This window comes from Mesorhizobium sp. CA6, assembly GCF_020165035.1.
In the GTDB taxonomy this organism is placed as follows: domain Bacteria; phylum Pseudomonadota; class Alphaproteobacteria; order Rhizobiales; family Rhizobiaceae; genus Mesorhizobium.
In genome coordinates this window covers 75,550-99,346 of the sequence record NZ_JAIUHI010000002.1, presented here as the reverse complement: position 1 = coordinate 99,346, position 23,797 = coordinate 75,550, and the positions used below count along the sequence as shown (strand labels likewise).

At 64.0% G+C, this 23,797-nt stretch carries 21 protein-coding genes; 7 read left to right on the top strand and 14 right to left on the bottom strand.

The features are described 5' to 3' along the window. Nucleotides 1–8: 8 nt before the first annotated feature. From LB526_RS02705 to LB526_RS02690, 4 genes are all read right to left on the bottom strand, one after another. On the bottom strand, nucleotides 9–1,415 hold the full coding sequence (locus LB526_RS02705; protein WP_224625994.1) for an ArnT family glycosyltransferase: 1,407 nt from the start codon (nucleotides 1,413–1,415) through the stop codon (nucleotides 9–11). A gap of 186 nt (nucleotides 1,416–1,601) precedes the next feature. Continuing rightward, nucleotides 1,602–4,184, bottom strand: coding sequence for an FAD-dependent oxidoreductase (locus LB526_RS02700; protein ID WP_224545527.1), 2,583 nt, complete (start codon nucleotides 4,182–4,184; stop codon nucleotides 1,602–1,604). Beyond that, nucleotides 4,181–4,666, bottom strand: coding sequence for an endonuclease domain-containing protein (locus LB526_RS02695; protein ID WP_411967020.1), 486 nt, complete (start codon nucleotides 4,664–4,666; stop codon nucleotides 4,181–4,183). Before LB526_RS02695 ends, LB526_RS02700 begins: the two co-directional genes overlap by 4 nt. 363 nt (nucleotides 4,667–5,029) lie before the next feature. Further along, nucleotides 5,030–6,607: a trimethylamine methyltransferase family protein gene (locus LB526_RS02690; RefSeq protein WP_224545528.1), complete on the bottom strand. Its 1,578-nt coding sequence runs from the start codon at nucleotides 6,605–6,607 to the stop codon at nucleotides 5,030–5,032. Between the two features lie 307 nt (nucleotides 6,608–6,914). On the opposite strand from LB526_RS02690, the gene LB526_RS02685 reads away from it, so the two are divergent. The 4 genes from LB526_RS02685 (at nucleotide 6,915) to LB526_RS02670 (ending at nucleotide 11,817) form a co-directional block, all read left to right on the top strand. Continuing rightward, nucleotides 6,915–8,075 (top strand): MFS transporter, encoded by a 1,161-nt coding sequence (locus tag LB526_RS02685; protein ID WP_224545529.1) that lies wholly within the window; start codon nucleotides 6,915–6,917, stop codon nucleotides 8,073–8,075. A gap of 72 nt (nucleotides 8,076–8,147) precedes the next feature. Beyond that, entirely contained in the window at nucleotides 8,148–10,220 is a 2,073-nt protein-coding gene (locus tag LB526_RS02680; RefSeq protein ID WP_224625993.1) for a prolyl oligopeptidase family serine peptidase, read from the top strand. Between the two features lie 43 nt (nucleotides 10,221–10,263). Next, nucleotides 10,264–10,386 (top strand): hypothetical protein, encoded by a 123-nt coding sequence (locus LB526_RS02675; protein ID WP_040969798.1) that lies wholly within the window; start codon nucleotides 10,264–10,266, stop codon nucleotides 10,384–10,386. A gap of 51 nt (nucleotides 10,387–10,437) precedes the next feature. Further along, on the top strand, nucleotides 10,438–11,817 hold the full coding sequence (locus LB526_RS02670) for an aspartate aminotransferase family protein (RefSeq protein WP_224545531.1): 1,380 nt from the start codon (nucleotides 10,438–10,440) through the stop codon (nucleotides 11,815–11,817). Nucleotides 11,818–12,243: 426 nt separating this feature from the next. Here the strand turns inward: LB526_RS02670 and mmsB are convergent, their stop codons facing one another. The 3 genes from mmsB to LB526_RS02655 form a co-directional block, all read right to left on the bottom strand. Beyond that, nucleotides 12,244–13,128, bottom strand: a complete 885-nt coding sequence (gene mmsB / locus LB526_RS02665; protein ID WP_224545532.1) for a 3-hydroxyisobutyrate dehydrogenase — start codon at nucleotides 13,126–13,128, stop codon at nucleotides 12,244–12,246. A gap of 59 nt (nucleotides 13,129–13,187) precedes the next feature. Beyond that, nucleotides 13,188–13,556, bottom strand: coding sequence for a four helix bundle protein (locus LB526_RS02660; protein ID WP_224625992.1), 369 nt, complete (start codon nucleotides 13,554–13,556; stop codon nucleotides 13,188–13,190). 69 nt (nucleotides 13,557–13,625) lie between these two features. Next, the gene (locus LB526_RS02655) at nucleotides 13,626–14,795 is read right to left on the bottom strand and encodes an isobutyryl-CoA dehydrogenase (RefSeq protein ID WP_224625991.1); all 1,170 of its coding nucleotides are present in this window, start codon (nucleotides 14,793–14,795) and stop codon (nucleotides 13,626–13,628) included. 138 nt (nucleotides 14,796–14,933) lie between these two features. Here LB526_RS02655 and LB526_RS02650 point away from each other — a divergent pair, with 138 nt between their 5' ends. Together LB526_RS02650 and LB526_RS02645 are read left to right on the top strand one after the other, a co-directional pair. After that, entirely contained in the window at nucleotides 14,934–15,539 is a 606-nt protein-coding gene (locus tag LB526_RS02650; protein ID WP_224625990.1) for a dimethylsulfonioproprionate lyase family protein, read from the top strand. Next, on the top strand, nucleotides 15,539–17,014 hold the full coding sequence (locus LB526_RS02645) for a cobyric acid synthase (RefSeq protein WP_224625989.1): 1,476 nt from the start codon (nucleotides 15,539–15,541) through the stop codon (nucleotides 17,012–17,014). Before LB526_RS02650 ends, LB526_RS02645 begins: the two co-directional genes overlap by 1 nt. Before the next feature lie 275 nt (nucleotides 17,015–17,289). Here LB526_RS02645 and LB526_RS02640 read toward each other — a convergent pair whose 3' ends face one another. The 4 genes from LB526_RS02640 to LB526_RS02625 form a co-directional block, all read right to left on the bottom strand. Beyond that, a complete protein-coding gene (locus LB526_RS02640; RefSeq protein WP_224625987.1) occupies nucleotides 17,290–17,709 on the bottom strand; it encodes a VOC family protein in 420 nt (139 codons plus the stop codon). Between the two features lie 83 nt (nucleotides 17,710–17,792). Further along, nucleotides 17,793–18,626, bottom strand: a complete 834-nt coding sequence (locus LB526_RS02635; protein WP_224625985.1) for a helix-turn-helix domain-containing protein — start codon at nucleotides 18,624–18,626, stop codon at nucleotides 17,793–17,795. Nucleotides 18,627–18,711: 85 nt separating this feature from the next. After that, nucleotides 18,712–18,882: a hypothetical protein gene (locus LB526_RS02630; RefSeq protein ID WP_224625983.1), complete on the bottom strand. Its 171-nt coding sequence runs from the start codon at nucleotides 18,880–18,882 to the stop codon at nucleotides 18,712–18,714. Nucleotides 18,883–18,934: 52 nt separating this feature from the next. Next, the gene (locus LB526_RS02625; protein ID WP_224625981.1) at nucleotides 18,935–19,720 is read right to left on the bottom strand and encodes a TSUP family transporter; all 786 of its coding nucleotides are present in this window, start codon (nucleotides 19,718–19,720) and stop codon (nucleotides 18,935–18,937) included. Nucleotides 19,721–19,829: 109 nt separating this feature from the next. On the opposite strand from LB526_RS02625, the gene LB526_RS02620 reads away from it, so the two are divergent. Next, complete coding sequence (locus tag LB526_RS02620; protein ID WP_224625979.1) at nucleotides 19,830–20,261, top strand: TerB family tellurite resistance protein; 432 nt, start codon at nucleotides 19,830–19,832, stop codon at nucleotides 20,259–20,261. Between the two features lies 1 nt (nucleotide 20,262). Here the strand turns inward: LB526_RS02620 and LB526_RS02615 are convergent, their stop codons facing one another. Genes LB526_RS02615 through LB526_RS02605 form a run of 3 tightly spaced genes read right to left on the bottom strand, consistent with a single transcriptional unit; the run spans nucleotide 20,263 to nucleotide 23,797 of the window. Further along, nucleotides 20,263–21,885 carry an ABC transporter ATP-binding protein gene (locus tag LB526_RS02615; RefSeq protein WP_224625978.1) on the bottom strand — a complete coding sequence of 541 codons (1,623 nt, stop codon included), beginning with the start codon at nucleotides 21,883–21,885 and terminating at the stop codon, nucleotides 20,263–20,265. Beyond that, on the bottom strand, nucleotides 21,882–22,751 hold the full coding sequence (locus LB526_RS02610; protein WP_224625977.1) for an ABC transporter permease: 870 nt from the start codon (nucleotides 22,749–22,751) through the stop codon (nucleotides 21,882–21,884). The genes LB526_RS02615 and LB526_RS02610 overlap by 4 nt, the downstream gene beginning before the upstream one ends. Continuing rightward, nucleotides 22,748–23,797 carry an ABC transporter permease gene (locus LB526_RS02605; protein ID WP_224625976.1) on the bottom strand — a complete coding sequence of 350 codons (1,050 nt, stop codon included), beginning with the start codon at nucleotides 23,795–23,797 and terminating at the stop codon, nucleotides 22,748–22,750. The genes LB526_RS02610 and LB526_RS02605 overlap by 4 nt, the downstream gene beginning before the upstream one ends.

The window sequence follows — 23,797 nt, the reverse complement described above, 5'->3', positions numbered from 1 at the left end:
CCTGAAGCTTACTGCGCGGGCTTCTTGTGCAGTTTAGTAATCGTGACCTTGCGGGGCGGAAAGCCGAGTGCCTGCGGCACTTCAATCGTGCGGTGGATGGTGTCCATCACGTAGCCGACCTTCGCCAACTCTTCGAAAACCTCCGAGGACGATTCCCTGTCGTCGGTAAGCACGAGCACCGCCGGCTCGCGGATCGACCTGGCGAAGTCCGGCGTCTCATCATCGAGCGCGATGAGATCGGCATCGACCAGGCGCAGATTGCCGACCCAGAACCAGCTCGAGACCACGGTCTTGACCGGTCCGTCGGCGTTGATCTGGTCGTAAAGCGAGCGGTAATCCATGCGCACGATGCTGCCGCGGCTGTCGCCGCCGTGCAGATGCATGTACCAGCTCAGCGGCAGCACCAATATGGCAAGGAGAGCGCCGACGAAGACAATGGTGGCTTGCGTCTTTCGGCCCTTCTGGCCCATGGCGTCGAAGCGCATGGCGAGCGCCGCGGGCAAGAGGATGAAGATCGGTAGCATCCAGCGGTCGCGAAACTGGGTGATGCCGGCCGCCAACACGACTGTGACCATGACCACAAAACCAAGTACGATCGCCCGCCACAACAGCTTTTCCGGCCACCGTACCGGCTGAGGCGGATCCGTCCGTTTTCTTGTCGCCAGGACGTAGGCGACGGCAAAAATCACGACCGGCAGTCCAGCGAAATTGACGATCGCGTTGACCAATCTGCGGATGCCGAGAAGCGCCGTTTTCGCAACGCTGCCGCCTTCGGCGACGCCTAGGCCCCCTTGGTGCGCGAGCAGGTCTTCCAGATGTGTCAGGCTCCAATAAAGCGTCGGCAGGCAGGCAAGGACCGCCACCGCCACGCTGATTGCGAAACGGCGGTCGAAGATCGCCTCACGCGTTTCGCGAACCGAGAGAGATGCCAGGAACAGGGCGGCAAGGAAGATGACGATGTTGTATTTCGACAGCATCGCGGCCGCCGTCGCCAGGCCGAAAAACGCATAGGCAACAGCCGATCGCCGCTTCTCCACCTCGACCAGCGCCAGAAGCAGCACCGAGGTGAAACAGAATATGGCGACCGAGTGGGTGAGGGCGTGCTGCATCTCCCAGAAGATCTGAGGAAACAGCAGCAATCCGAATATGCCGGCCGCCGCGGCGCGGTTCGAGTAGCCGAGGCGGCGTATGGCGGTGAAATAGGCGACCAGCCCCGCGGCCAGCAGGCCGTATTTGACGATCTTGAGGGCAAGGACGCTGGTTCCGACCAGCGAGGCCGCAAGCGTCGCCAGCCAGGTGTATAGAGGCGGCTGCGAGCTGCCGTAGCCGGCGGCCAGGAACCGCATTTCCGTCAATTGCTCTGCATCGTCGACACCGACGCCCGTGCCCGCAACATGGGACAGCAGGGCCATCATGACGATCTGGGTCAGACAGTAGAGGAGGACCGACGCAACCGCCGCGCTGAATGGACCGACCCGTTCATCGCAGAGCCAATCGGTCCATTTCTCTAGTTGCCGCAAGGGGACGGTCTTCTCATGCTGATGCGCCGGTAGTGGGCTCGGACCATGCCATAGCTACCGACGCAATCCAACAATGGGGCTTCAGGTCCGCATCTTCTCGCCGCTCGGGTCGAAAGGCGGTTCGACATTGATGCGGGCGGGGCGGCGGTGGCCGAGAATCTCGATCTCGAACAGGCCGGCGCTTTCGTCCTCGGCAAGAGCGGCCGGCACATAGCCCTGCGCCATCGACTTCTGCACGTAATGCGCATAGCCGCCCGAGGTCACCCAACCAATGACGCGCCAGTCGCCATCGACGATGCCGCGCACGGCCGAAGCGCCTTCGGCGGCCTTCGAGCCGCGCACTTCCTTGCCTGACGTGTCGAAGCGCGGCGCGCCGTAGCCATGCGGCTTCTCGACCGTGCCGTAGTCCTTGCCGACCTTGGCCCAGATCGGCTCGTCGCCCATCACGTCGGCATCGGCAGCGTCGACGATGAAGGAGACCCGGCGCAGCTTCGGCCCTTCGGCATGCTCCTTGGCGGACGCCTCGCGGCCGATGAAGTCGTTCTTCTCCAGCTTGATGAAGCGGTCCATCGAGCCTTCGAACGGTCCGTAGATCGGACGCAATTCACGGAACCAGGTCGGAAAATTCTTTTCCAGGCGCATGGAGAGCAGCGCACGCATGCCGAAATCGACGATGCCGAATTCCGCGCCGGCTTCCTTGATCGCCTTGTAGACGAGGCGTTGATAGGCTGGCGCCATCCAGATCTCGTAGCCGAGGTCGCCGGTATAGCTGATGCGGTTGACCATGCAGGGCGCGCCGCCGACCGCCATCTCGCGGAAGTCCATGAAGCGGAAGGCCTTTGTCGAGACGTCTACATCGACGAGCTTCTGCAGCAGGTCGCGCGATTTCGGCCCGGCGATGGAGAGACCGACCAGCGTCTGGTCGAAGCGGTGGATGCGCACCGAGCCATCCTTCGGCAGGTGCTTCTCGAACCAGCGCATGTGATATTTCTGCGCTGCGGACGAGCCCCAGATCATGAAGCGGTCTTCTCCATTCCTTGGGCCGGCCTTGGCGATGGTGAAGTCGCCGATCAGCTTGCCGAATTCGTTGACCATCGGGGTCAGCACGATACGGCCGACCTTCGGCATGCGGTTGGTCATCAGCCGGTTGAGGAAATCTTCCGCGCCCGGACCGGACACCTCGTATTTGGCGAAGTTGGCGATCTCGGTGACGCCGACCCTGTCGCGCGTGGCGCGCACTTCCTCGCCGATCGGGCCGAAATCGTTGGAGCGGTGGAAGGAGACGAGGTCCTTCGGCTCCGTGCCCTTCGGCGCGAACCAGAGCGGCGTTTCCAGGCCCCACGAATCGCCCATGACGGCGTTGTTGGCGAGCATGGTGTCGTAAAGTGGGGTCGTCTGCGCCGGACGGGCGGCGGGCAGTTCCTCGTTCGGGAAGCGGATCGAGAAGCGGCGCGAATAGTTTTCGCGCACCTTGGCGTTGGTGTAGCGCAGGCTCGCCCATTCGCCGAAGCGAGCGACATCCATGCCCCAGACGTCGAAGCCCGGATCGCCATGCACCATCCAGTTGGAGAGCGCGAGGCCTACGCCGCCGCCCTGGCTGAACCCGGCCATGACGGCGCAAGCGCACCAGAAATTGGTCAGGCCCTGCACCGGGCCGACCAGCGGATTGCCATCGAGCGCGAAGGTGAAGGGGCCGTTGATGATCTGCTTGATGCCGGCCTTCTCGATGCCGGGGAAATGCTTGAAGCCGATCTCCAGCGACGGCGCGATGCGGTCGATGTCGGGCTGCAGCAACTCATGGCCGAAATCCCACGGCGTGTTGACCGGCGACCACGGCTTGCACGCCTTCTCGTAGGTGCCGAGCAGGACGCCGTTGCGCTCCTGGCGGGTGTAGATCTCGCCCTTGAAGTCGAGCACGCCGATCATCTCGCGGCCGGTCGACTTGTTGAATTCCTCGACCTCCGGCATCGGCTCGGTCAAAAGGTACATATGCTCCATGGCCAAAACCGGCAGCTCGACGCCGACCATGCGGCCGATCTCGCGCGCCCACAGGCCGCCGCAATTGACGACGTGCTCGGCATGGACCGTGCCCTGCTCGGTGACGACGTTCCAGGTGCCGTCCGGCTGCTGAGTCAGGTCGACGACGCGGTTGCGCAGCACGATCTCGGCGCCGAGCTTTTTTGCCGCCTTGGAATAGGCGATGGTGGTGCCCGAAGGGTCGAGATGACCTTCGACCGGATCCCACATGGCGCCGACGAAGTTCGTTTCGTCCATCAGCGGGAACATCGCCTTGGCTTCCGAGGGCGTGATCAGCTCGGTATCCATGCCGAGATAGCGGCCCTTGGCGTGAGCCAGCCGCAGAAAGTCCATGCGCTCGGGCGTATCGGCCATCATGACGCCGCCGGTCAGATGCAGCGAGCAGGACTGCCTGGAGAGTTCCTCGATCTCCTTGTAGAGCTGGACCGTGTAGGCCTGCAGCTTGGCGACGTTCGGGTCGCCGTTCAGCGTATGGAAGCCGCCCGCCGCATGCCAGGACGAGCCGGAGGTCAGCTCCGAGCGCTCGATCAGCATGATGTCGGTCCAGCCGGCCTTGGCGAGGTGATAGAGCACCGAACAGCCGACGACTCCGCCGCCGATGACAACCGCTTTTACGTGGGATTTCATGCAGATAGATCCGTGTTTGAAAATACTGAATCGAGGGATCGAGGTGTGAAAACAAAGCGGAGATCGGATGCCGCGATGTTTTCGGCCAGCCTGCCGTCGAGCGCGGCGAGGATGGTTTCACAGACGGAAGCACGATGTTTCAGGACGTCATGGTTCCAGAAGCGCAGGATCGAGTAGCCCTGAGCCTGCATGAAGTGGTCGCGGCGGCGGTCATATGAGCTGTCGGCGTGTTGGGATCCATCGACCTCGACGACGAGCCGACGCTCGCGGCAAGCGAAGTCGGCGAAGAACGGTCCGATGGAAAACTGGCGCGTAAAGCGATAGCCGCCGAGCTTGCGTGACTTCAATTCAAGCCAAAGCAAAGCTTCCGCTTGATTGCCGGCTTGCCGGAGATTTCTTGCGCGCTTGGTCGTGCCTTGTTTGCGACGGCTTCGCGTTTGAGCAGCGCCTTCCCCCACTCCGTCGCCGCTTCGCGGCGCCACCTCTCCCCCCTCCGGAGGGAGAGGAAAGGAGCCAGCTGGAATCGCCGCGCGCCTTTCCTCTCCCCCGTCGATCGGGGGAGAGGTGTCGAGCGAAGCTCGACGGAGTGGGGGTCGACTGTGCACCAAATCCGTTTGATTTCCGGCTTGCTGGGTCGTGCCCTGTTTGCGACGGCTTCGCGTTTGAACAGCGCCTTCCCCCACTCCGTCGCCGCTTCGCGGCGCCACCTCTCCCCCCTCCGGAGGGAGAGGAAAGGAGACAGCTGGAATCGCCTCGCGCCTTTCCTCTCCCCCGTCGATCGGGGGAGAGGTGTCGAGCGAAGCTCGACGGAGTGGGGGTCGACTATTCATCCTCAACACAGATGGTCAGAAATCCGTCGGCGCGCCGCCTTCGGCGCGGCGTTTCTCGACGAAGTCGTTGAGCTCCTCGCGGATGGCCGGATCCATATACGGCTCCTCGTAGGAGGCAAGGCGCTCCTTCCAGACCTTGTTGGTCCGCTCCATCGCCGTCGGCGAGCCCGCCTCGGACCATGTCTCGAAATTGCGCCAGTCGGACACGATCGGCGAATAGAAGGCGGTCTTGTAGCGCTCCTGCGTGTGCTGGGTGCCGAAGAAATGACCGCCAGGACCGACCGACTGCATGGCGTCGAAGCCGAGCGCATCCTCGGAGAGGTCGAGCGGGGTGAGGAATTCGGCCACCATTTGCAAAAGGTCGATGTCGAGGATGGTCTTTTCATAGGAGCAGCGCAGGCCGCCTTCCAGCCATCCGGCGCCATGCATCATCAGATTGCCGCCGCCCTGGATCGCGCCCCACAGCGAGAACACGCTTTCATAGGCGGCCTGGGCGTCGACCGTATTGGCGGCGCAGGTGTTGGAGGTGCGGTAGGGAATTTGGTAGCGGCGCGCGAGCTGGCCGCCGACGAGCTGCGCCTTCATATATTCGGGCGTGCCGAAGGCCGGCGCGCCGGACTTCATGTCGACATTGGAGGTGAAGCCGCCATAGCCGACCGGCGCGCCTTTCTTGACCATCTGCGCGAAGGCAATGCCCGAGAGCGCCTCGGCGTTCTGCTGCACCAGCGCGCCGGCGACGGTGACGGGCGCCATGGCGCCGGACAGCGTGAAGGGCGTGACGATCACGGCCTGGCCCATGCTCGACATCTGGATGATGCCTTCCATCATCGGCACGTCGAGCTTGAGCGGCGAATTGGTGTTGATGATGGTGAAGACCGACGGTTCCTGCATCAGCTGCTCGCGGCTGATGCCGCGCGCGATGCGAGTGATCTCGATGCCGTCGACGTTGCGTTCCTTGCCGAGTGAATAGATGTGGAAGACTTTGTCGGTCAGCATGGCTAGGTCGCGAATGCATTCCAGGTGCCGCACCGACGGATGGATATCGATCGGCTCGACCGGATAGCCGCCGGTGCAGTGCAGGATGTTGTGCATCTGCGCCAGGCGCAGGAAGTTGCGGTAATCGGCCTGGTTGCCGGGCCTGCGGCCGCGGTCGAGGTCGGAGCAGTTCGGCGCCGAAGCCATCATCGACAGGATGACGTTGTTGCCGCCGAAGCGCAGATTATGCGCCGGGTTGCGGGCATGCAGGGTGAATTCCGACGGGCAGTGCGAGACAAGCTCGAGGATCATGTCGCTGTCGAAGCGCACGCGCTCCGAGCCTTCGCGCACGTCCGCGCCATGCGCCTTCATGATGCGGCGGGCCTCGTCGTGCAGAACGTCGACGCCGATTTCCCTCAGCACGCGCAGTGAGGCGAGGTGGATTGATTCCAATTCGTCATCGGACACCAGCCTGGTCGGCGTCAGCGGGTTCTTCAATTGCCGGAAGGCGGGCTGCTCGAAGGCGGCCGAACCGCCGGCGCGCTTTCCCGCGCGGCCGCCACGGCGGGCGCGATCGGTTGCCAGTGCCGGCTCGGCAGGATGAAGGGCGGCAGTCATGAGAGGCCTCGTGAGGATGCGAATTTGGCCGGCATAATGGACTGGCAGCAATACAGCCGGTGAGGAGGCGGCGACCACTAGGGCGAGGGAAGCGACATGACGGAAGGGGAGGCGGCCGCAGGCGATCGGCCGCTCGGCTGCCTGCCGTCATCGTCGGGCTCCATGCGTTGCTGGGTGCCGCTACCTTGTGCCGATCCTGGCAGCGCCAGCGCTCCTGACAGGGACTGGCTGGAGCATGCGCTTTCGCCGTTGGCCCTTACGGCTGTCGCCGGTAGCGGCTAAGGCTCCGAAGATTGGAGCGGCATTGATGGCGCTGGCGGGCTCGGAAAGCGACGAGACGGTGCAGTGGGCCGCGATCACCGGCGTGATCGCGACGGTTTCCGTCTTCGCCATTGCGCAAGGGCTTTCCTATCCGCTGCTCAGCTTCATCCTGCAGCGGCAAGGCATTTCGCCGGCGATGATCGGGCTGTCGGCGGCGATGACGCCGGTCGGCTTCATCCTGTCCTCGCCGCTGATCCCGGGATTGGCGCGCCGGTTCGGGGCGGGGCGGACCGCGCTGACCTGCGCGGCGCTTTCGGCGCTGGTGCTGGCGCTGATCGGCTGGACGCAAAATGTCTATCTGTGGTTCCCGCTGCGCTTCCTGATCGGCGTGGTGACCAACCCGCTCTATGTCCTGAGCGAAATCTGGGTGATTGCGCTTGCGCCGCCGGCGCGGCGCGGTCGCGTCATGGGCATCTATTCAACCATCATCTCGGCGGGCTTCGCGGCCGGGCCGCTCTGCCTGCTCGGCGTCGGCACGGAAGGCTGGCCGCCTTTCCTTGTCGGCATTCTTGCCTTCCTCTTCTGCGGCGGCTGCCTGGCCGTGGTGGTGAAAAGGCTGCCGAACGTCGACGAGGCCGAGAACAAAGTTTCGGTGCTGGGCTTCATACCAATGGCCTGGCTACTTATGTCGGCCGTGATCGTCGCGGCCGGGTTCGAGCAGGCGATACTGGCGCTGCTGCCGGTCTATGGGACGCATCACGGCATTCCCGAAGCGCGTATGTCGGCGCTGCTTTCCGTGATGATCGCCGGCAACATCGCCATGCAGGTGCCGCTCGGCCTGCTCGCCGAAAGGCTGACGGCGCGCCTGGTGCGGTTCGGCTGCGTGGCGGTGACCGTCCTTGGATGCGTGGCTTTGCCGGCGCTGATCGAGACGCCGCTGATCTGGGCTTGCGTCTTTATCTGGGGCGCCGTTTCCTACGGCATCTACACGATGTCGATCATCGAGCTCGGCGAGCGCTTCACCGGGTCGGCGCTGGTTGCCGGCAATGCCGCCTTCTCGCTGATGTGGGGTTTTGGCGGCATCGTCGTGCCGCCGCTCACCGGCGGCGTCATGGATGTCATCGGCGCCGCCGGCCTGCCGGTCACGCTTGGCGCCATCTCCGCGGCGCTGGCGGCGGCGACGATCGCGCGCAGGCGGGTTTTGTAATCGGCCCCGAATGGCTCTTGAATATCAAGGCAGCGAACGCGATGTAGGCGGGGCCGCCGGATGGAGACCTGCATGACCAGCACGATGACCAAAACCCAGCTCGAATTGACCGCCGACGATCCCTACCTCTGGCTTGAGGATCGCAATGGCAAGGAAGCGCTGGACTGGGTTCATCGCCAGAATGTGCTGACGGTCGCCGAACTGCAGGGCGATCCTTCTTATCAGGCCGCGTTCGAGACCGCGCTCGACCTGATGACCGCCGAGGACAATATGCCCGTCGGGGCTGCGCTTGCCGGCTACGTCTATAATTTCTGGCAGGACAAGACCAATGCGCTGGGTCTCTGGCGGCGCACGACGGTCGCGTCCTACAAGACCGACAAGCCCGACTGGGAGACGATCATCGACTTCGATCAGCTTTCCGCGAAGGAAGGCGTGAAGTGGGTGTTCGGCGGGGCGAGCCGGCTCTATCCCGATTTCAACCGCTGCCTGCTCTACATGTCGCCCGATGGCGGCGATGCCAGCGAGATGCGCGAATTCGACATCGTGACGAAATCCTTCGTCGAGGACGGGTTTCGGGCGCCCGCTTCCAAGTCGGGCTTTTCCTGGCTGGACGAAGATACCGTGATCGTCTCCGCCGCTTTCGAGGAAGACGACAAGACGCAGTCCGGCTACCCGCGCGTGATCAAGCTGTGGCGGCGCGGCGCCAAGCTCGAGGACGCCACGCCGATCCTCGAAGGCGAGAAACAACATCTCGCGGTCGGCGGCGGCGTCGAATATGACGGCGACAAGCGGCACGTGCTGCTCGGCAAGACGCTCGACTTCTTCACTTCGCACAGTTTCCTGCGGCTGGCTTCGGGCGAGAACCGGCGCATCCCGCTGCCCGACGACGCCACCGACACCGTGGTCTTCAAGGGCCAACTGATCTTCGGCGTGCGCAGCCCCTGGACGGCGCCGGACGGCACGCGCTGCCTGCCCGACGGGCTCTATTCGGTCGATTTCGATCGCTGGATCGAGAACGGTGCCTTCGGTCCGTTCCAGACCGTGCTCGAGCCGGCGCACCGCGTTTCGATCGCCGGCCTCGCCAGGACGCAGGACCGGCTGTTCATCAACCTGATGGACAATGTGCGCGGCAAGATCATCGCCTGCGACCGCGCCGCAGAAGGCTGGTCGCTGAAGCGGATAGCGCTGCCCGACAACGGCAATGTCGGCATCAGCCATGTCGAGCATTTCGGGTCGAGCGTCTCCTTCTCCTTCACCGATTTCCTGACGCCGAGCTCGATCATCTGGTCGGATGACAATGGCGAGACGCTTCAAACGGTGAAGTCGCAGCCGGCCCGCTTCGACGCCTCGCCTTATATCTCGGAGCAGTTCGAGGCGCGCTCGAAGGACGGCACGATGATCCCGTATTTCGTGGTGCGGCGGCGCGACCAGAAAGGACCGGTGCCGACGCTGCTCTACGGCTATGGCGGCTTTGAAGTGCCGCTGCTGCCCGGCTATGCCGGCATTCGCGGCAGGCTCTGGCTGGACAGGGGCAACGCCTATATCCAGGCCAATATCCGAGGCGGCGGCGAGTTCGGTCCGGCCTGGCATCAGGCGGCGCTGAAGGGCAAGCGCCAGAACGCTTTCGACGATTTCGCGGCCGTGGCCGAGGACGTGGTCCGGCGCGGCATCACCACGGCGGCGCAGCTTGGCATCCAGGGCGGTTCCAATGGCGGCCTGCTCACCGGCACGTCGTTGACCCAGCGGCCGGAGCTGTTCGGCGCCGTCATCATCGACGTGCCGCTGCTCGATATGCTGCGCTACACCGACCTGCCCCCCGGCGCCTCGTGGATGGCTGAATATGGCGATCCGTCGAAGCCGGAGGAGGCGGCCTGGCTCGGTGCCTATTCGCCTTACCAGCATGTCAAGGTGGACGCTGCCTATCCGCCGGTGCTCCTGATGACGTCCACCGCCGACGACCGCGTCCATCCCGGACATGCGCGTAAGATGGCGGCGCGGCTGCAAGAGGCAGGTCACGGCAGGACGCTGTTCTTCGAGGAGACCGAAGGCGGCCATGGCGGGCGCGGCGACCGCCGGCCGCAGGCGGCGCAGACGGCAATGCGCTATGTTTTCCTGCAACGGGCGCTGGGTAAGCCTGCCTCATAGGCATGGCTTGAATTCTGGGCGTCAGGCGGCGTAAGCTGCTGCCATGATCCGCTTCAGCACATCAGGCGCCTTCGGGGTCGCGGTGACGCCGTCACCGCGCACGCTGCGCGCCGAGCTGTTGCGGCTGTGCGCCCGCATCGGCTATTCGCCGCCCCGCTTCCTCTGACGAATCCGCCCCGGCCGCTGCCGGATTGATTCAAGAGGAAAGATCAAATCCATGACCTATCAGAATTATTCGCTGAAGCAGCTTCAGCAGATCGATGCCGCGCATCACCTGCACCCCTTCACCGACCATAAGGAGCTGCGCGAGACGGGCTCGCGCATCATCACCCATGCCAACGGCCCGTTCATCTACGATGCCGACGGCACCGAAATCCTCGACGGCATGGCGGGCCTGTGGTGCGTCAATGTCGGCTATGGCCGCGATGAGCTGGCCGAGGCGGCCTACGCGCAGATGAAGGAGCTGCCTTACTACAACTCCTTCTTCAAATGCTCGACGCCGACGCCGGTGCTGTTGTCGAAGAAGCTGGCGGAGCTGGCGCCGACGCATGTCAGCCAGGTCTTCTACGGTTCGTCCGGGTCGGAGGCCAACGACACGGCGCTCAGGCTCGTGCGCCACTATTGGGCGCTTGAAGGCAAGCCCGAGAAGAACCGCGTCATCTCGCGCAAGTCGGCCTATCACGGCTCGACCGTAGCCGGCACGTCGCTCGGCGGCATGGAGCCGATGCACAAGCAGCTCGGCGGTGCCGTGCCCAACATCGTCCATGTGATGATGCCCTATGCCTATGAGCTCGCGTTGCCCGGCGAAAGCGACCATGATTTCGGCATCCGCGCGGCGAAGGCGGTCGAGGACGCGATCCTCGAAGCCGGCGCCGACAAGGTCGCCGCCTTCATCGGCGAGCCGGTGATGGGCGCGGGCGGGGTGAAGATCCCACCGATGAGCTACTGGCCGGAAGTTGAGCGCATCTGCCGCAAATACGATGTGCTTTTGATGCTGGACGAGGTCATCACCGGCTATGGTCGCACCGGCGAATGGTTCGCGGCGCAGACGTTCGGGATCGAGCCCGACACCATCACCACCGCCAAGGCGCTCACCTCGGGCTACCAGCCGCTCTCGGCGCTGCTGGTCGGCGACCGCATCGCCAAGACGCTGGTCGAGAAAGGCGGCGAGTTCTACCATGGCTACACCTATTCCGGTCATCCGGTGGCTTGCGCGGTGGCGCTCAAGAACCTCGAGATCATCGAGAAGGAAGGCCTGGTCGAAAGGGTCAAGAACGACACCGGTCCCTATTTCGCGCAGGCGCTGCAGGAGCGGATCGCCGGACACAGGCTGGTCGGCGAGGTGCGCTCGATCGGCCTGATGGGCGCGATCGAGATCGTCAAGGACAAGGCGACCAAGGAACGTTATTTGCCATCGGGAAATGCGGCCGTCGTCGTGCGCGACCACGCGATCGCGCAGGGCATGATGCTGCGGGCCACCGGCGACACTATGATTCTCTCGCCGCCGCTGATCTGGACGCGCGACACGATCGACATGGCTTGCGAACGCATCGCCAGGGCGCTCGATCTCGCTGACGCCGATTTGCGCAAGCGCTAAGCGGATGTTCTCCGGGCGCTCCTGACTAGAGCATTTCACCGTTTCACGAAAACGGCGAAATGCTCTATCTCCTTGTTTTGACGCAATTCCGGGCGGAAAACCGCTCACACTTTTCCTGGAATTGCTCTAAGCGCCCGGTCCATTCCTGAACGGCTCGCGGAGGGCGTCTCCGAAACGCAAAAACCGCGTCCCTGCGGGAACGCGGCTTTGCCAGATACACATGGCATTTCGCTACGAGAATACTTGCGAAATTTACGGGCTCCGGTACGCGAGACCTGATCCGGAGCGCCGGGCAGACGCGATGTCCGCCTCGCAGTCCGTTTTAAAGGCACATCGTTACCGGTGCGTTAGCAAGACCTTAAGCAAATCTAAATTTGCCGGCTTCGCACCGGCAAATCTTGGAAACAACCCTTCAAAAGCAGAGACTTATGCCGGATTTCCGCGCAGGAAATTAATAATGCCGGAAAAATCGGCGCCGGCGTGGCCTTGCGCATTGAACAAGGCATAGAGCTGCGTGGCTTCGGCGCCGAGCGGAGTCGCGGCGCCTGCGTTCTGCGCGGCTTCCTGCGATAATTTCAGGTCCTTCAGCATCAGCGCGGCAGCAAAGCCGGGCTTGTAGTCGCGGTTGGCCGGCGAGGCCGGAACAGGGCCGGGCACCGGGCAATAGGTGGTGAGCGACCAGCACTGGCCCGAGGAAGTGGAGGCGACGTCATACAGCGCCTGGTGTGACAGGCCGAGCTTTTCGGCCAGCACAAAGGCTTCGGCGACGCCGATCATCGAGATGCCGAGAATCATGTTGTTGCAGATCTTGGCCGCCTGTCCGGCGCCGTCGCCGCCGCAATGAACGACGCGCCCGGCCATCGGCTTCAGGATCGGCTCGGCAGCGGCAAACGCCTGATCCGAGCCACCGGCCATGAATGTGAGTGTGCCGGCAGCGGCGCCGCCCGTGCCGCCGGAGACGGGTGCGTCGATCGACGGGTGACCATGCTTCGCGGCAATGGCATGCGCCTTGCGAGCCGATTCGACATCGATGGTCGAGGAATCGATGAACAGCGCACCTTCCTTTGCCTTGGGCGCGATGTCCTCATAAACCGACAACACATGCTTGCCGGCCGGCAGCATGGTGATGACGACGTCAGCGTCCTTCACCGCCGCGACGGCGTTCGCCATGACGGTGACGCCGTGTTCCTTGGCAGTGGCTAGGTTCTCGGGCACGAGGTCGAAGCCCAGCACCGTATGACCCGCCTTTACGAGGTTGGCGGCCATGGGATTGCCCATATTACCGAGGCCGATGAAGGCGATCGTTGTCATGATAGTGCTCCCTGGATCAGGCAGTAGGCAGTAGGCAGTAGGCAGTAGGCAGTAGGCGTCTACTCAGGTGCGAGCTTGATAATAAGCTGGCGAAGCATTTTTCCGATCGCTTCCGTGGCTGACAGCATATGACCAACTTCGCCACGAGTGGCCAAGCCGATGCGTTCAGCGATCTGGAGATGCGTCTCGACTTCCTTTAGAGAGCCTTGGGCTATCCTGAGAAACTGCTGGTAAGAGCCGGTATTATCTCGGCCGTAACCTTCCGCAATGTTTGCGGGGATAGACGTGGCTGAGCGGCGAATTTGGCTGGTTAGCCCATACAGTTCCTCTTTTGGCCATGCCTTGGTCAAGGAGTAGGTGGCTACAGCCAAATCCATCGCCTGCTGCCAAACGATCAAATCCTTGTATGAGTTGATCTCGCCGGTCATCTTTCCCTACTGCCTACTGCCTACTGCCTACTGCCTACTGCCTACTGCCTACTGCCTACTGCCTACTGCCTACTGCCTGCCAATCAACGCCCGCGCGATGATGACGCGCATGATCTCGTTGGTGCCTTCGAGGATCTGGTGGACGCGCAGATCCCGCACCAGCTTCTCGATGCCGTAGTCGTGCAGGTAGCCATAGCCGCCGTGCAGCTGCAGCGCCTGGTTGGCGATGTCGAAGCCGATATCGGTGACGAAGCGCTTGGCCATCGCCGACCATTTGCCGGCGTCGGGCGCCTTGCGGTCGAGCTTGGAAGCGGCGGCATAGAGAAAGATGCGGGCCGCCTGCAGTTCCGTTTCCATGTCGGCCAACCTGAACTGCAGCGCCTGGAACTGGTTGATCTTGGAGCCGAAGGCCTTGCGCTCGGCCGTGTAGGCAAGCGCCTTGTCGAGCGCCGACTGCGCTCCGCCGAGCGAACAGGCGGCGATGTTGAGCCGGCCGCCGTCGAGCCCGGCCATGGCGATGCCGAAGCCTGCGCCTTCTGCGGCGAGCAGGTTCTCGGCCGGCACCTTGCAGTCCTCGAAGATGACCTGGCGGGTCGACTGCATGTGCCAGCCCATCTTGTGCTCGTTGGCGCCGAACGAAAGGCCGGCCGCATCCTTGGGCACGACAAAGGTCGAAATGCCTTTCGGGCCGTCGCCGCCGGTGCGCGCCATCACGACATAGAGGTCGCTGTCGCCGGCGCCGGAGATGAACTGTTTGGCGCCGTTCAAGACATAATCGCCGCCGCTTTTCACCGCACGCGTCTTCAGCGCAGCCGCATCCGAGCCCGAGCCGGGCTCGGTCAGGCAATAGCTCGCCAGCCACTCCATAGAGGTCAGTTTCGGCAGGAAGCGCTGGCGCTGCTCGTCGCTACCGAAGCGGTCGATCATCGAGGCCGCCATGTTGTGGATGGAAATGAAAGAGGAGAATGCCGGATCGGCGTGGGCAAGCGCCTCGAAGATCAGCACGGCATCCAGCCGCCCCAGCGCCGAGCCGCCGACATCGTCGCGCACATAGATGCCGCCGAGGCCGAGCGGCCCGGTCTCGCGGATCACATCGGCGGGGAAGTGCTTTGCCTTGTCCCAGTCGAGCGCATTGGGCGCGACGCGGTCGGCCGCGAAGGCTCGGGCCATCTCCTGGATGGCGCGCTGTTCCTCGTTGAGCTCGAACTGGCCAGTGCCCGCATCGACTGCCGCGTCCATGGCGTGCTCCCTGTCGTTCAGGCCTTCTGGCCTGTCGTTTTTGGCTTTGCGCGCCGTTCAATCTAGACCAATGATGCCGCCGCGCAACCCGGGCCGTTGAGAACCGGCTGTGCATGGAATGACGAACGGAGCTCTTGCGTGCCGACAATTTTCGATGAGTTGCTGGAGCGATTCCAAGCCTATCTCGCCGGCGTCGACAACGATCTGGTGACGGATGAAGTCGCGCGCATCGGCTGGGACATGCCTGCGCGTTCTCTCGAGCCGCATGCTCTTGGCTGCCTTAGCCATCTCGATCGCATCGCCGAGTTGGTTCCGGCCGACGCCAGGCCATTGACGCGATTTGTTGCCGACCATCGGGGCGAGTTGCGCTGGGGGCAGACCTACAGCGCCGCCGATTTCGGGCAGGGTTTCATCGACAATTACGGCTGGCTTGAAGTGTTCGGCACGCGCGGGCATTTCGTCAACGAAGCGGTCGCGGCTGGCCTGCTGATCCTCGGGTCTGACATCGTCTATCCCGACCATCATCACCTCGCCGAGGAGATCTACATCCCGCTGACCGGCGGCACGGAGTGGCGGATGGGCGAAGGGAATTTTCATACGCGCGACGCCGGCGAGGTCATTCACCACGCTTCCAATGTCAGCCATGCCATGCGCACGGGCAAGGAACCGCTGATGGCGCTCTATCTCTGGCGCGGCGGGCCGCTGGCACAGAAATCGACCATTGGCTCAGGGGGCAGGGGCTGATGGCGAAAGCGATCATGCTGCAGGGCACCGGCTCGGATGTCGGCAAGACCGTGCTGGTGGCCGGGCTTTGCCGCGTTGCGAAGAATCGCGGGCTGAAGGTTAGGCCATTCAAGCCGCAGAACATGTCGAACAATGCTGCCGTTGCCGATATTCCGGGCGACGACAAAGCCGGCGAAGGCGAGATCGGCCGCGGGCAATGGCTGCAGGCGCTGGCCTGCGGCGTGAGGCCGACCGTCCATATGAACCCGGTGCTGCTCAAGCCGCAGAGCGATATCGGCTCGCAAGTGGTGGTGCAGGGCAAAGTCTATGGCGAGGCGCGGGCGCGCGACTACCAGGCGATGAAAGCCGGACTGATGGACCCTGTGCTGGATTCCTGGGCGCAGGTTGGCGCGGGCGCGGACCTGGTCATCGTCGAGGGCGCGGGCTCGCCGGCCGAGATCAATCTCAGAAGCCGCGACATCGCCAATATGGGCTTTGCCACGCGCGCCAATGTGCCGGTGATCCTGGTCGGCGACATCGACCGCGGCGGCGTGATTGCGTCCGTGGCCGGCACGCATCTGATCCTGCCGGAGGAAGACCGGCGCATGATCGCCGGCTATCTCATCAATAAGTTCCGCGGCGATGTCTCGTTGTTCGACGACGGGATCAGCGCGATCGAAAAATTCACCGGCTGGCGCTGCTTCGGCGTCGTGCCGTGGCTGAAGGCGGCCGGGCGGCTGCCGTCCGAGGATTCGGTGGTGCTCGAACGCCTCGCTTCCGGCGAGAAGCGGGCGCTGAAGGTGGCGGTGCCGATGCTGGCGCGCATCGCCAATTTCGACGATCTCGATCCGCTGAAAGCCGAGCCGCAGGTCGAGGTGGTGTTCGTGCCGCCGGGCAAGAAGCTGCCGGAAGATGCCGGGTTGGTGGTCATCCCCGGCTCCAAATCGACGATCGGCGATCTCCTGAAATTCCGCGAGAACGGCTGGGATCGCGATCTCCTCGCCCATCGCAAGCGCGGCGGCCATGTCGTCGGCATCTGCGGCGGCTATCAGATGCTCGGCCGCATGGTGCGCGATCCCGACGGCATCGAAGGCAGCGTCACTGAGGCCGAAGGTCTTGGCTTGCTCGACATCGAAACGGTGATGGAGCCTGAGAAGACTGTGCGCAATTCAAGCGCGCAGTCAGTGCAGTTCGGCCTGCCGCTCGAAGGCTACGAGATCCATCTCGGCCGCACCACCGGCCCGGACACGGCGCGGCCCTCGACGATCCTCAACGGCGTCGAGGACGGCGCGGTCTCCGCGGACGGCAAGGTGATTGGCACCTATCTGCACGGACTGTTTTCCGCCGACGCTTTTCGCGCCGCATACCTGGAGAGCCTTGGCGTCAGGGGAGGCGGTATCGACTATCGCGCGGATGTCGAGAAGGCGCTGGACGAGGTCGCGGCCGAGCTGGAGAGGCATCTCGACTGCGACGCGATTTTTGCCATCGCGCGCTAGATAGCTCTATCGAACCCACAGGGTTTGTGATTGGCGAAAACGCCCCTCGGGTCGTCATCCACGGGCGGAGCAAGGAGCGAAGCGACGCAGCGCAGACCCGAGGATTCATTCCGTGACGTCAAGGCGTTTGCAACAGGGCAGAATTCTACTCCGCTGCACCCCTCGCGTGAGGTAACGGAATGGATCCTCGGGTCTGCGCGTCCGCTTCGCTCCCGCTCCGCCCGTGGATGACGAAGCTGGCAGATCGCGGCGAATCGCCAGCGTCACTGATGGCCTCACGCCTCCTCCTCCACCTTCGGCCAATAGGTGCCGAAGGACCAGACATTGCCTTCCGGGTCGAGGCAGATGAATTCGCGGCTGCCATAGTCGCGGTCGACCAGTTCCTGGATGATTTTCGCGCCGGCCTTCTTGGCACGCGCATAGGCGGCGTCGGCGTCATCGACGGCGATGTAGATCGACTTGCCGCCGCCACCGCCGGGCGCGCCGACCATCTTGCCGTAATCGTCGTCGCGTGCCGTACCCAGCATGATCATCGAGGACCCGAAAGTGAGCTCGGCATGGTGGACAATGTCGCCCTCGCCATAGCGGGCGCGCGCCTCGAAGCCGAAGGCCTCGCATAGCCAGTCGATCATTTTGGCGGCGTTCCTGTAGCGCAGAGCCGGGTATAGACGGGGTGCTTCGTTTGCTGTCGGCATGACAATCTCCCTGGTCGGTTGATGAATGCCAGTCTGCGCAAAGGCGGTCTCGGCGTCTTGAAGAAATGTTACCTGGGTCAGGCCTACATCGATGCCGCGAGACCGCTCGGCGTTTCGCCGGCCAACTGACGGAACTCGCGCACCAGATGCGCTTGGTCAGCGTAGCCGCAATCGGCGGCGATGCCGGCCCAGTCATTGTCCTGCCGCTTCGACAGGGACAGCGCGCGATTGAAGCGCACGATGCGCGACAATGTCTTCGGGCCGATGCCGATCGCGTCGGTGAATCTCGCCGCCAGATGCTTGCGGCTCCAGCCGATCTCGCCGGCGAGCACCGAAATGTGGGTGCGGCCGCCCGACGCGATGACCGCCCTGTAGGCCCAGGCGATTTCCGGTGAAAGCGCGTTCGCCTCGACAAGGCGGCTGGTAATGAATCCCTCGGCAATGTCGAAGCGCGCGTGCCAATCCGATGCCTCGCCGAGCCGTTCGCGCAATGCGATGCCGTCAAAGCCCAGTGCATCGTCCAACCCGACCATGCGATCGCGCAACTCGCTCATCGGCAGGCCGAAGAACTGCCTGGCGCCAAGCGGGGTGAAATTGACCTGAACGCAGCAGGCGCCGCCAAAGGATTCGATCATGACCGGCCCGGCATAGAGGCCGGCGGCGAAGCTGGCGTAGCGATCGTTGTCGCCCGGGCTGTGGCCGAGCCCGATGGCGAAGGCTTTGGCGAAGCTGATCACCAGCGGCACGGTCAGCGAAGCATATTCGACGATGCGGAAATGGCCGGGACAGGTCTCGCGATAGCCGCAGATATCCGTGACGACGCCCGCAAGCGAGGCGGCGGGCTTGCGCCGCACCATCTCGAAATGGAGGGCCGGCGACCGATTGTCCTGGCGATGGTGCTCTGTCTCATCGGACATGATCCGAGCCTAGCAGAACACCCCCTCGAAAATCAAAAGCGCCCGGCAGGACCGGGCGCTCCGAGTTGCCTGAGATTAGCGAATTTCAAGCTCCGCGCATCAAACAGCCGGCGGCGAGCACAATATAGGCGATGAGCATGATCCAAACGGACGCAAACGGAATGAATGCAAGAACGCCAAGCGCGGCGAGAAGGCCGATGACGGCGATAACCAACGAAATAATGAACACGATCTGGGTGGGTGCACTGAGATTCATGTCTGGTCCCTCCAACATGATTCGCAACGCTGGAATTGTACCAGCAGCCGCCTCACACACCAATGAGCTGGCGCAGCGGATTGGCGGGATCGGCCAAGAGCTTGATCGCCAGCGCCAGGCAGACCACCACCAGCAGCGGCTTGATCAGCTTCGCGCCGATGCGGATAGCCAGGCTCGCGCCGACGCGGGCGCCGAGGAACTGCGCCACGCCCATCATCAGGCCGATCTTCCAGTCGATGACGCCGACGGCGGCGAAGACGACGAAGCCGCCGATGTTGGAGGCGAAATTGAGCAGCTTGGTGTGCGCCGTCGCCTTGAGCACGCCGTAGCCGGCAAGCGTGACGAAGGCGAGCATGTAGAAGGAGCCGGCGCCGGGACCGAAGAGCCCGTCATAGAAGCCGACCAGCGGCGGGACGATCAGCCCGAACAGGAAAGGCGACAGCCGCTCGGCGCGGTCGACGTCGCCCATGTTCGGCTTCAGTGCGAAATAGAGCGCGATGGCGATCAGCAGCAGCGGCAGCAGGGCACGCAGGAAATCGCCCGGCACGACGGTCGCCAAAAGCGCCCCGACCGCGCCGCCGGCAAGCGCCAGCGCGGCGGACGGCAGTTGGCGACGCAGGTCGACCTGACCCTTGGCGGCGTAGTGGATGGTAGCCGAGCCGGACCCGAACATGCCCTGCAATTTGTTCGTGCCAAGTGCTGCCACCGGCGAATAACCGGCGAGCAGCAGCGCCGGGATGGTGATCAGCCCGCCGCCGCCGGCGATCGAGTCGACAAAACCCGCCGCAAAAGCGGCGGCAGTGAGTATGAAGACGGACTGCAGGGTAAGGTCGATCATCGGGCTGGAGTGAGGCGAGGGAGGGAGCCGCAGCTTCCATCACGCTCGCCCCGTTTGCGCAAGAGAGATTCCAAGCTAACAATCAGATCAGACTCGCAAAGGGAGCTTGGTGGCGATGGCGCTGCTCGACCAGATACGTTCGATCTTCGACGGTGACCCGGGTGTGCGCAAGGTGGCGGACGACCCTGTGCTGTCGGCGGAATTGCTGATGCTGTTCCGCATGATCCTGGCTGACGGCTCGGTCTCGGAGAGCGAGATGGTCGTCTTCCGGCATATCTGCAAGGAAGCCTTCGGCATTCCGGAGGCCAGCATCGACAGCGTCATCGAATATCTCAACGATTATGGCTACGAGACCAACGGCTCGCAGGCGATCGCGCTGTTCCGCGACCTCGATGTCGAGCGCCGGAAGCTGCTTGCCCGCCACATGGCCGAGATCGCCAAGGCCGATGCCAGGCTGGCGGAGAGCGAGGTGAAGCTTCTGCGCCGCACGCTCGACATGCTCGACATCAGCCCCGTCGATCTGGTGAAGCCGGAGAGCTGAACTACCCCTGTTCCTGCATTTTGCGCGCGATAGCGCGGTGAAGGTCGGGTGCCGCCGCGACCAGCGCCTGCGCCGCCTCTGAGCGCGGATGGTCGAGCACCTCGGCCGCCCGGCCGCGTTCGACGATCTTGCCTTCATGCATGACCAGCACCTCGTCCGCCATGGCGCGGGCGACCGTCAGGTCATGGGTGATGAAGAGATAGGCGATGCCGAGCTTCTGGTTGAGCTCGGCGAAAAGGTCAAGGATCTGGGCGCGGATCGAGACGTCCAGCGCCGATACCGGCTCGTCGGCCACTACCAGCTTCGGACGGGTGATGATGGCGCGGGCGATCGACAGGCGCTGGCGCTGGCCGCCGGAGAATTCATGCGGGTATTTGTCCATGTCGCGCTGGCTAAGGCCGACTTCATGCAGCGCATGCGCGACCATCTCGCGGCGCTCGGCCTTTGCCGGCTGCTTTTCCAGAAGATGCAGCGGCTCGGCCACCAGCTTCTCGACCTTCTGGCGCGGGTCGAAGGAGCCGTAAGGATCCTGGAACACCCCCTGCATGTCGCGCCGGGCCGGCTTTAGCGCCCGTTCCGGCTTGCCGGTGATAGCCTCGCCGCGAAAGCGGATCGTGCCCGCCGTCGGCTTGTCCAAGGCGAGGATCATGCGGGCAAGCGTGGACTTGCCGCAGCCCGATCGGCCGACGAGCGCCACCGATTGCGCGGGCTCGATGGTGAGCGAGACATCGTCGACGGCGTGGATTGGTTGCGCCGGCCGGAACAGCGATTTGCGCCGTCCCGGATAGTCCCGGCCGACGCCCTCGACTTCGAGCAGGGGTTTTGCCGATCCGGCAATGTGCGGTTTCGGGCGCGCCGGCACGTGCATGGAGGCCAGCGCCAGCTCGCGCGTATAGGGATGCTGTTGCTCCGACAAGGTCCGGGCGGTTTCGCCGGCTTCCGTCACTTCGCCGTTGCGCAGGATGGTCAGGCGATCGGCCATCTCGGTCACCACGGCGAGGTCGTGCGAGATGAGCAGCAGGCCCATACGGTTTTCGCTGACCAGATCGCGCAAAAGGTCGAGGATCTGCGCCTGCAGCACCACATCAAGCGCTGTCGTCGGCTCGTCGGCGATGAGCAGCTTCGGTTTCAGCACGCAGGCGATCGCGATGACGACGCGTTGGCGCTGGCCGCCCGACAGTTGGTGCGGGTAGCGCGACAGCGGGAATTTTGCCTCCGGCAGCCCGACTCGGTCGAGGATCTTTCGTGCGCGCTCCTCCGCTTTGGCGCGGCCTGCTTTGGTGTGCCAGCGTATGCCTTCGGCGACCTGTTCGCCGATGGTCTTGACCGGATTCAACGCCGTCATCGGCTCCTGGAAGACCATGCCGATATCGTCGCCGCGCAAGGCGCACATCTGGTCCTCGGTGGCAGCGAGGATGTCGATGCCGTCGAAGGCGACGCGGCCCTCGGCGCGGGCCAGATGCGGCAGCAGCCGCATGATTGTCAGCGCCGTCATCGACTTGCCGGAGCCGGATTCGCCGACCAGGCCGACGACCTCGCCCGGTGCGATTGTCAGCTCGACGCCTTTCAGGATCGGCGTATCGCCGATCGAAAGCGACAGGTTTTTTATCTCGAGCAGGTTCATCTACGCCGCCGCGATTTCGGATCGAGGATGTCGGCAATGCCGTCGCCGAGCAGGTTCAGCCCAAGCACGGTGATCACGATCGCCATGCCGGGGAAGATCGCCATCCAGGGCGCGGTCACCATGCGCGTCTGCGCGTCGAACAGCATGCGGCCCCAGCTCGGCATCGGCGGCTGGGCGCCGAGGCCGACATAGGAAAGCCCGGCTTCGGCGAGGATGCCCAGCGCGAACTGGATCGTGCCCTGGACCAGCAGCAGCGTCGCGATGTTGGGCAGGATGTGCTCGACGGTGATCTGTGTCATGCCCTTGCCGGCGGCGCGCGCGGCAAGGATGAATTCGCGGGGCCAGATGGCCAGCGCGCCCGCGCGGGCGACACGCGCGAAGACAGGGATATTGAAGATGCCGATGGCGATGATGGCGTTGACGGCGCCCGGGCCGAAGATCGCGGTGATCATGATTGCCGAAAGCAGCGCCGGAAAGGCAAAGACCAGGTCGTTGAGGCGCATCAGCGCCTCGTCGATCAATCCGCCGCGCGCCGCGGCGACGGCGCCGAGCGGCACGCCGATGCCCATGCCGATGCCGACCGCGACCAACGCCACCGCAATCGAGTTGCGGGCGCCGACCATGATCATCGACAGGATGTCGCGGCCGAAATGGTCGGTGCCGAACCAGTGCGCCCAGGAGGGCGCCTGCGTCTTGTCGGCGATCACCAGCCTGGTGACGTCGTAAGGCGTCCAGGCAAAGGAGAGGAGCGCGACGGCCACAACCAGCAGCGTGATGATCAAACCGATCAGGAAGGAGCGGTTGCCGAAGGCCTTGGCCAGCACGCCGGCAAGCGTTTCCTCGGGCAGGTCGACGCGCATGGTCATTGCCGGCCTCTCGAGCGGTTCCGCGTCTCGCGGAATCGCTGAACCGCTCTCAGTATTTGTTTTGGCGCAATTCCGGACGGAAAACCGCTACGCACTTTTCCTGGAATTGCTCTTAGGCGCGGGTCGACGAGGGCGTAGGAGAAATCGACGAGGAGGTTGATGAGGATCACGGCGGCGACCAGCAGCATGACGATGCTCTCGACCACGATCAGGTCGCGCTGGGTGATCGCCTGAAAGATCAGCCGGCCGAGACCAGGCAGGTAGAAGACATTCTCGATGATGATGGTGCCGGCAAGCAGGAAGGCGAATTGCAGGCCGAGGATGGTGAGCACCGGGATCATGGCGTTGCGCAGCGCGTGGCGCCAGAGCACGGCGCGGTAGGGCAGGCCCTTGGCGCGCGCGGTGCGGATATAGTCCTCGTTGAGCACCTCAATCAGCGCCGAGCGGGCGACGCGTCCGAGAATCGCCGCCTGCGGCAGCGCGAGCGCGACGGCGGGCAACAGCAGGGATTTCAGCGCCGTCCAGATGCCGGCGCTCCAGCCTGGGAAACCGCCGGCCGGCACCAGCCGCAGCCATACGGCGAACAGATAGATCAGCATCAGCGCGAACCAGAAATTCGGCACGGCGACGCCGAGCTGGGCGGCGCCCATGGCGAGTGTGTCGCCGGCTTGGCCCTGGCGGCTGGCGGAGAACACGCCGACCGGAATGGCGATGATGGTCGAGAGCGCCAGCGCGATCAGCGCCAGCGGCAGGGAGACGGCAATGCGTTCGCGCACCAGGTCGATGACAGGAACCGAATAGGTGTAGGAGCGACCGAAATCGAGGCTGAGCAAGCCCGCCGCCCAGTGCAGGTAGCGCAGCACCAGCGGCGCGTTCAGCCCCATCTGATTGCGCAGCACTTCGACCTGGTCGGCGCTGGCATTCATGCCCAGCATCAGGCGTGCCGGGTCTCCCGGCAGGATCTCCATGACCGCGAACACCACGATCGAGGCCAGCACCAGGGTGAGGGCGGCGATGATGATGCGTTTCAGGAGATAGGCGGTCAT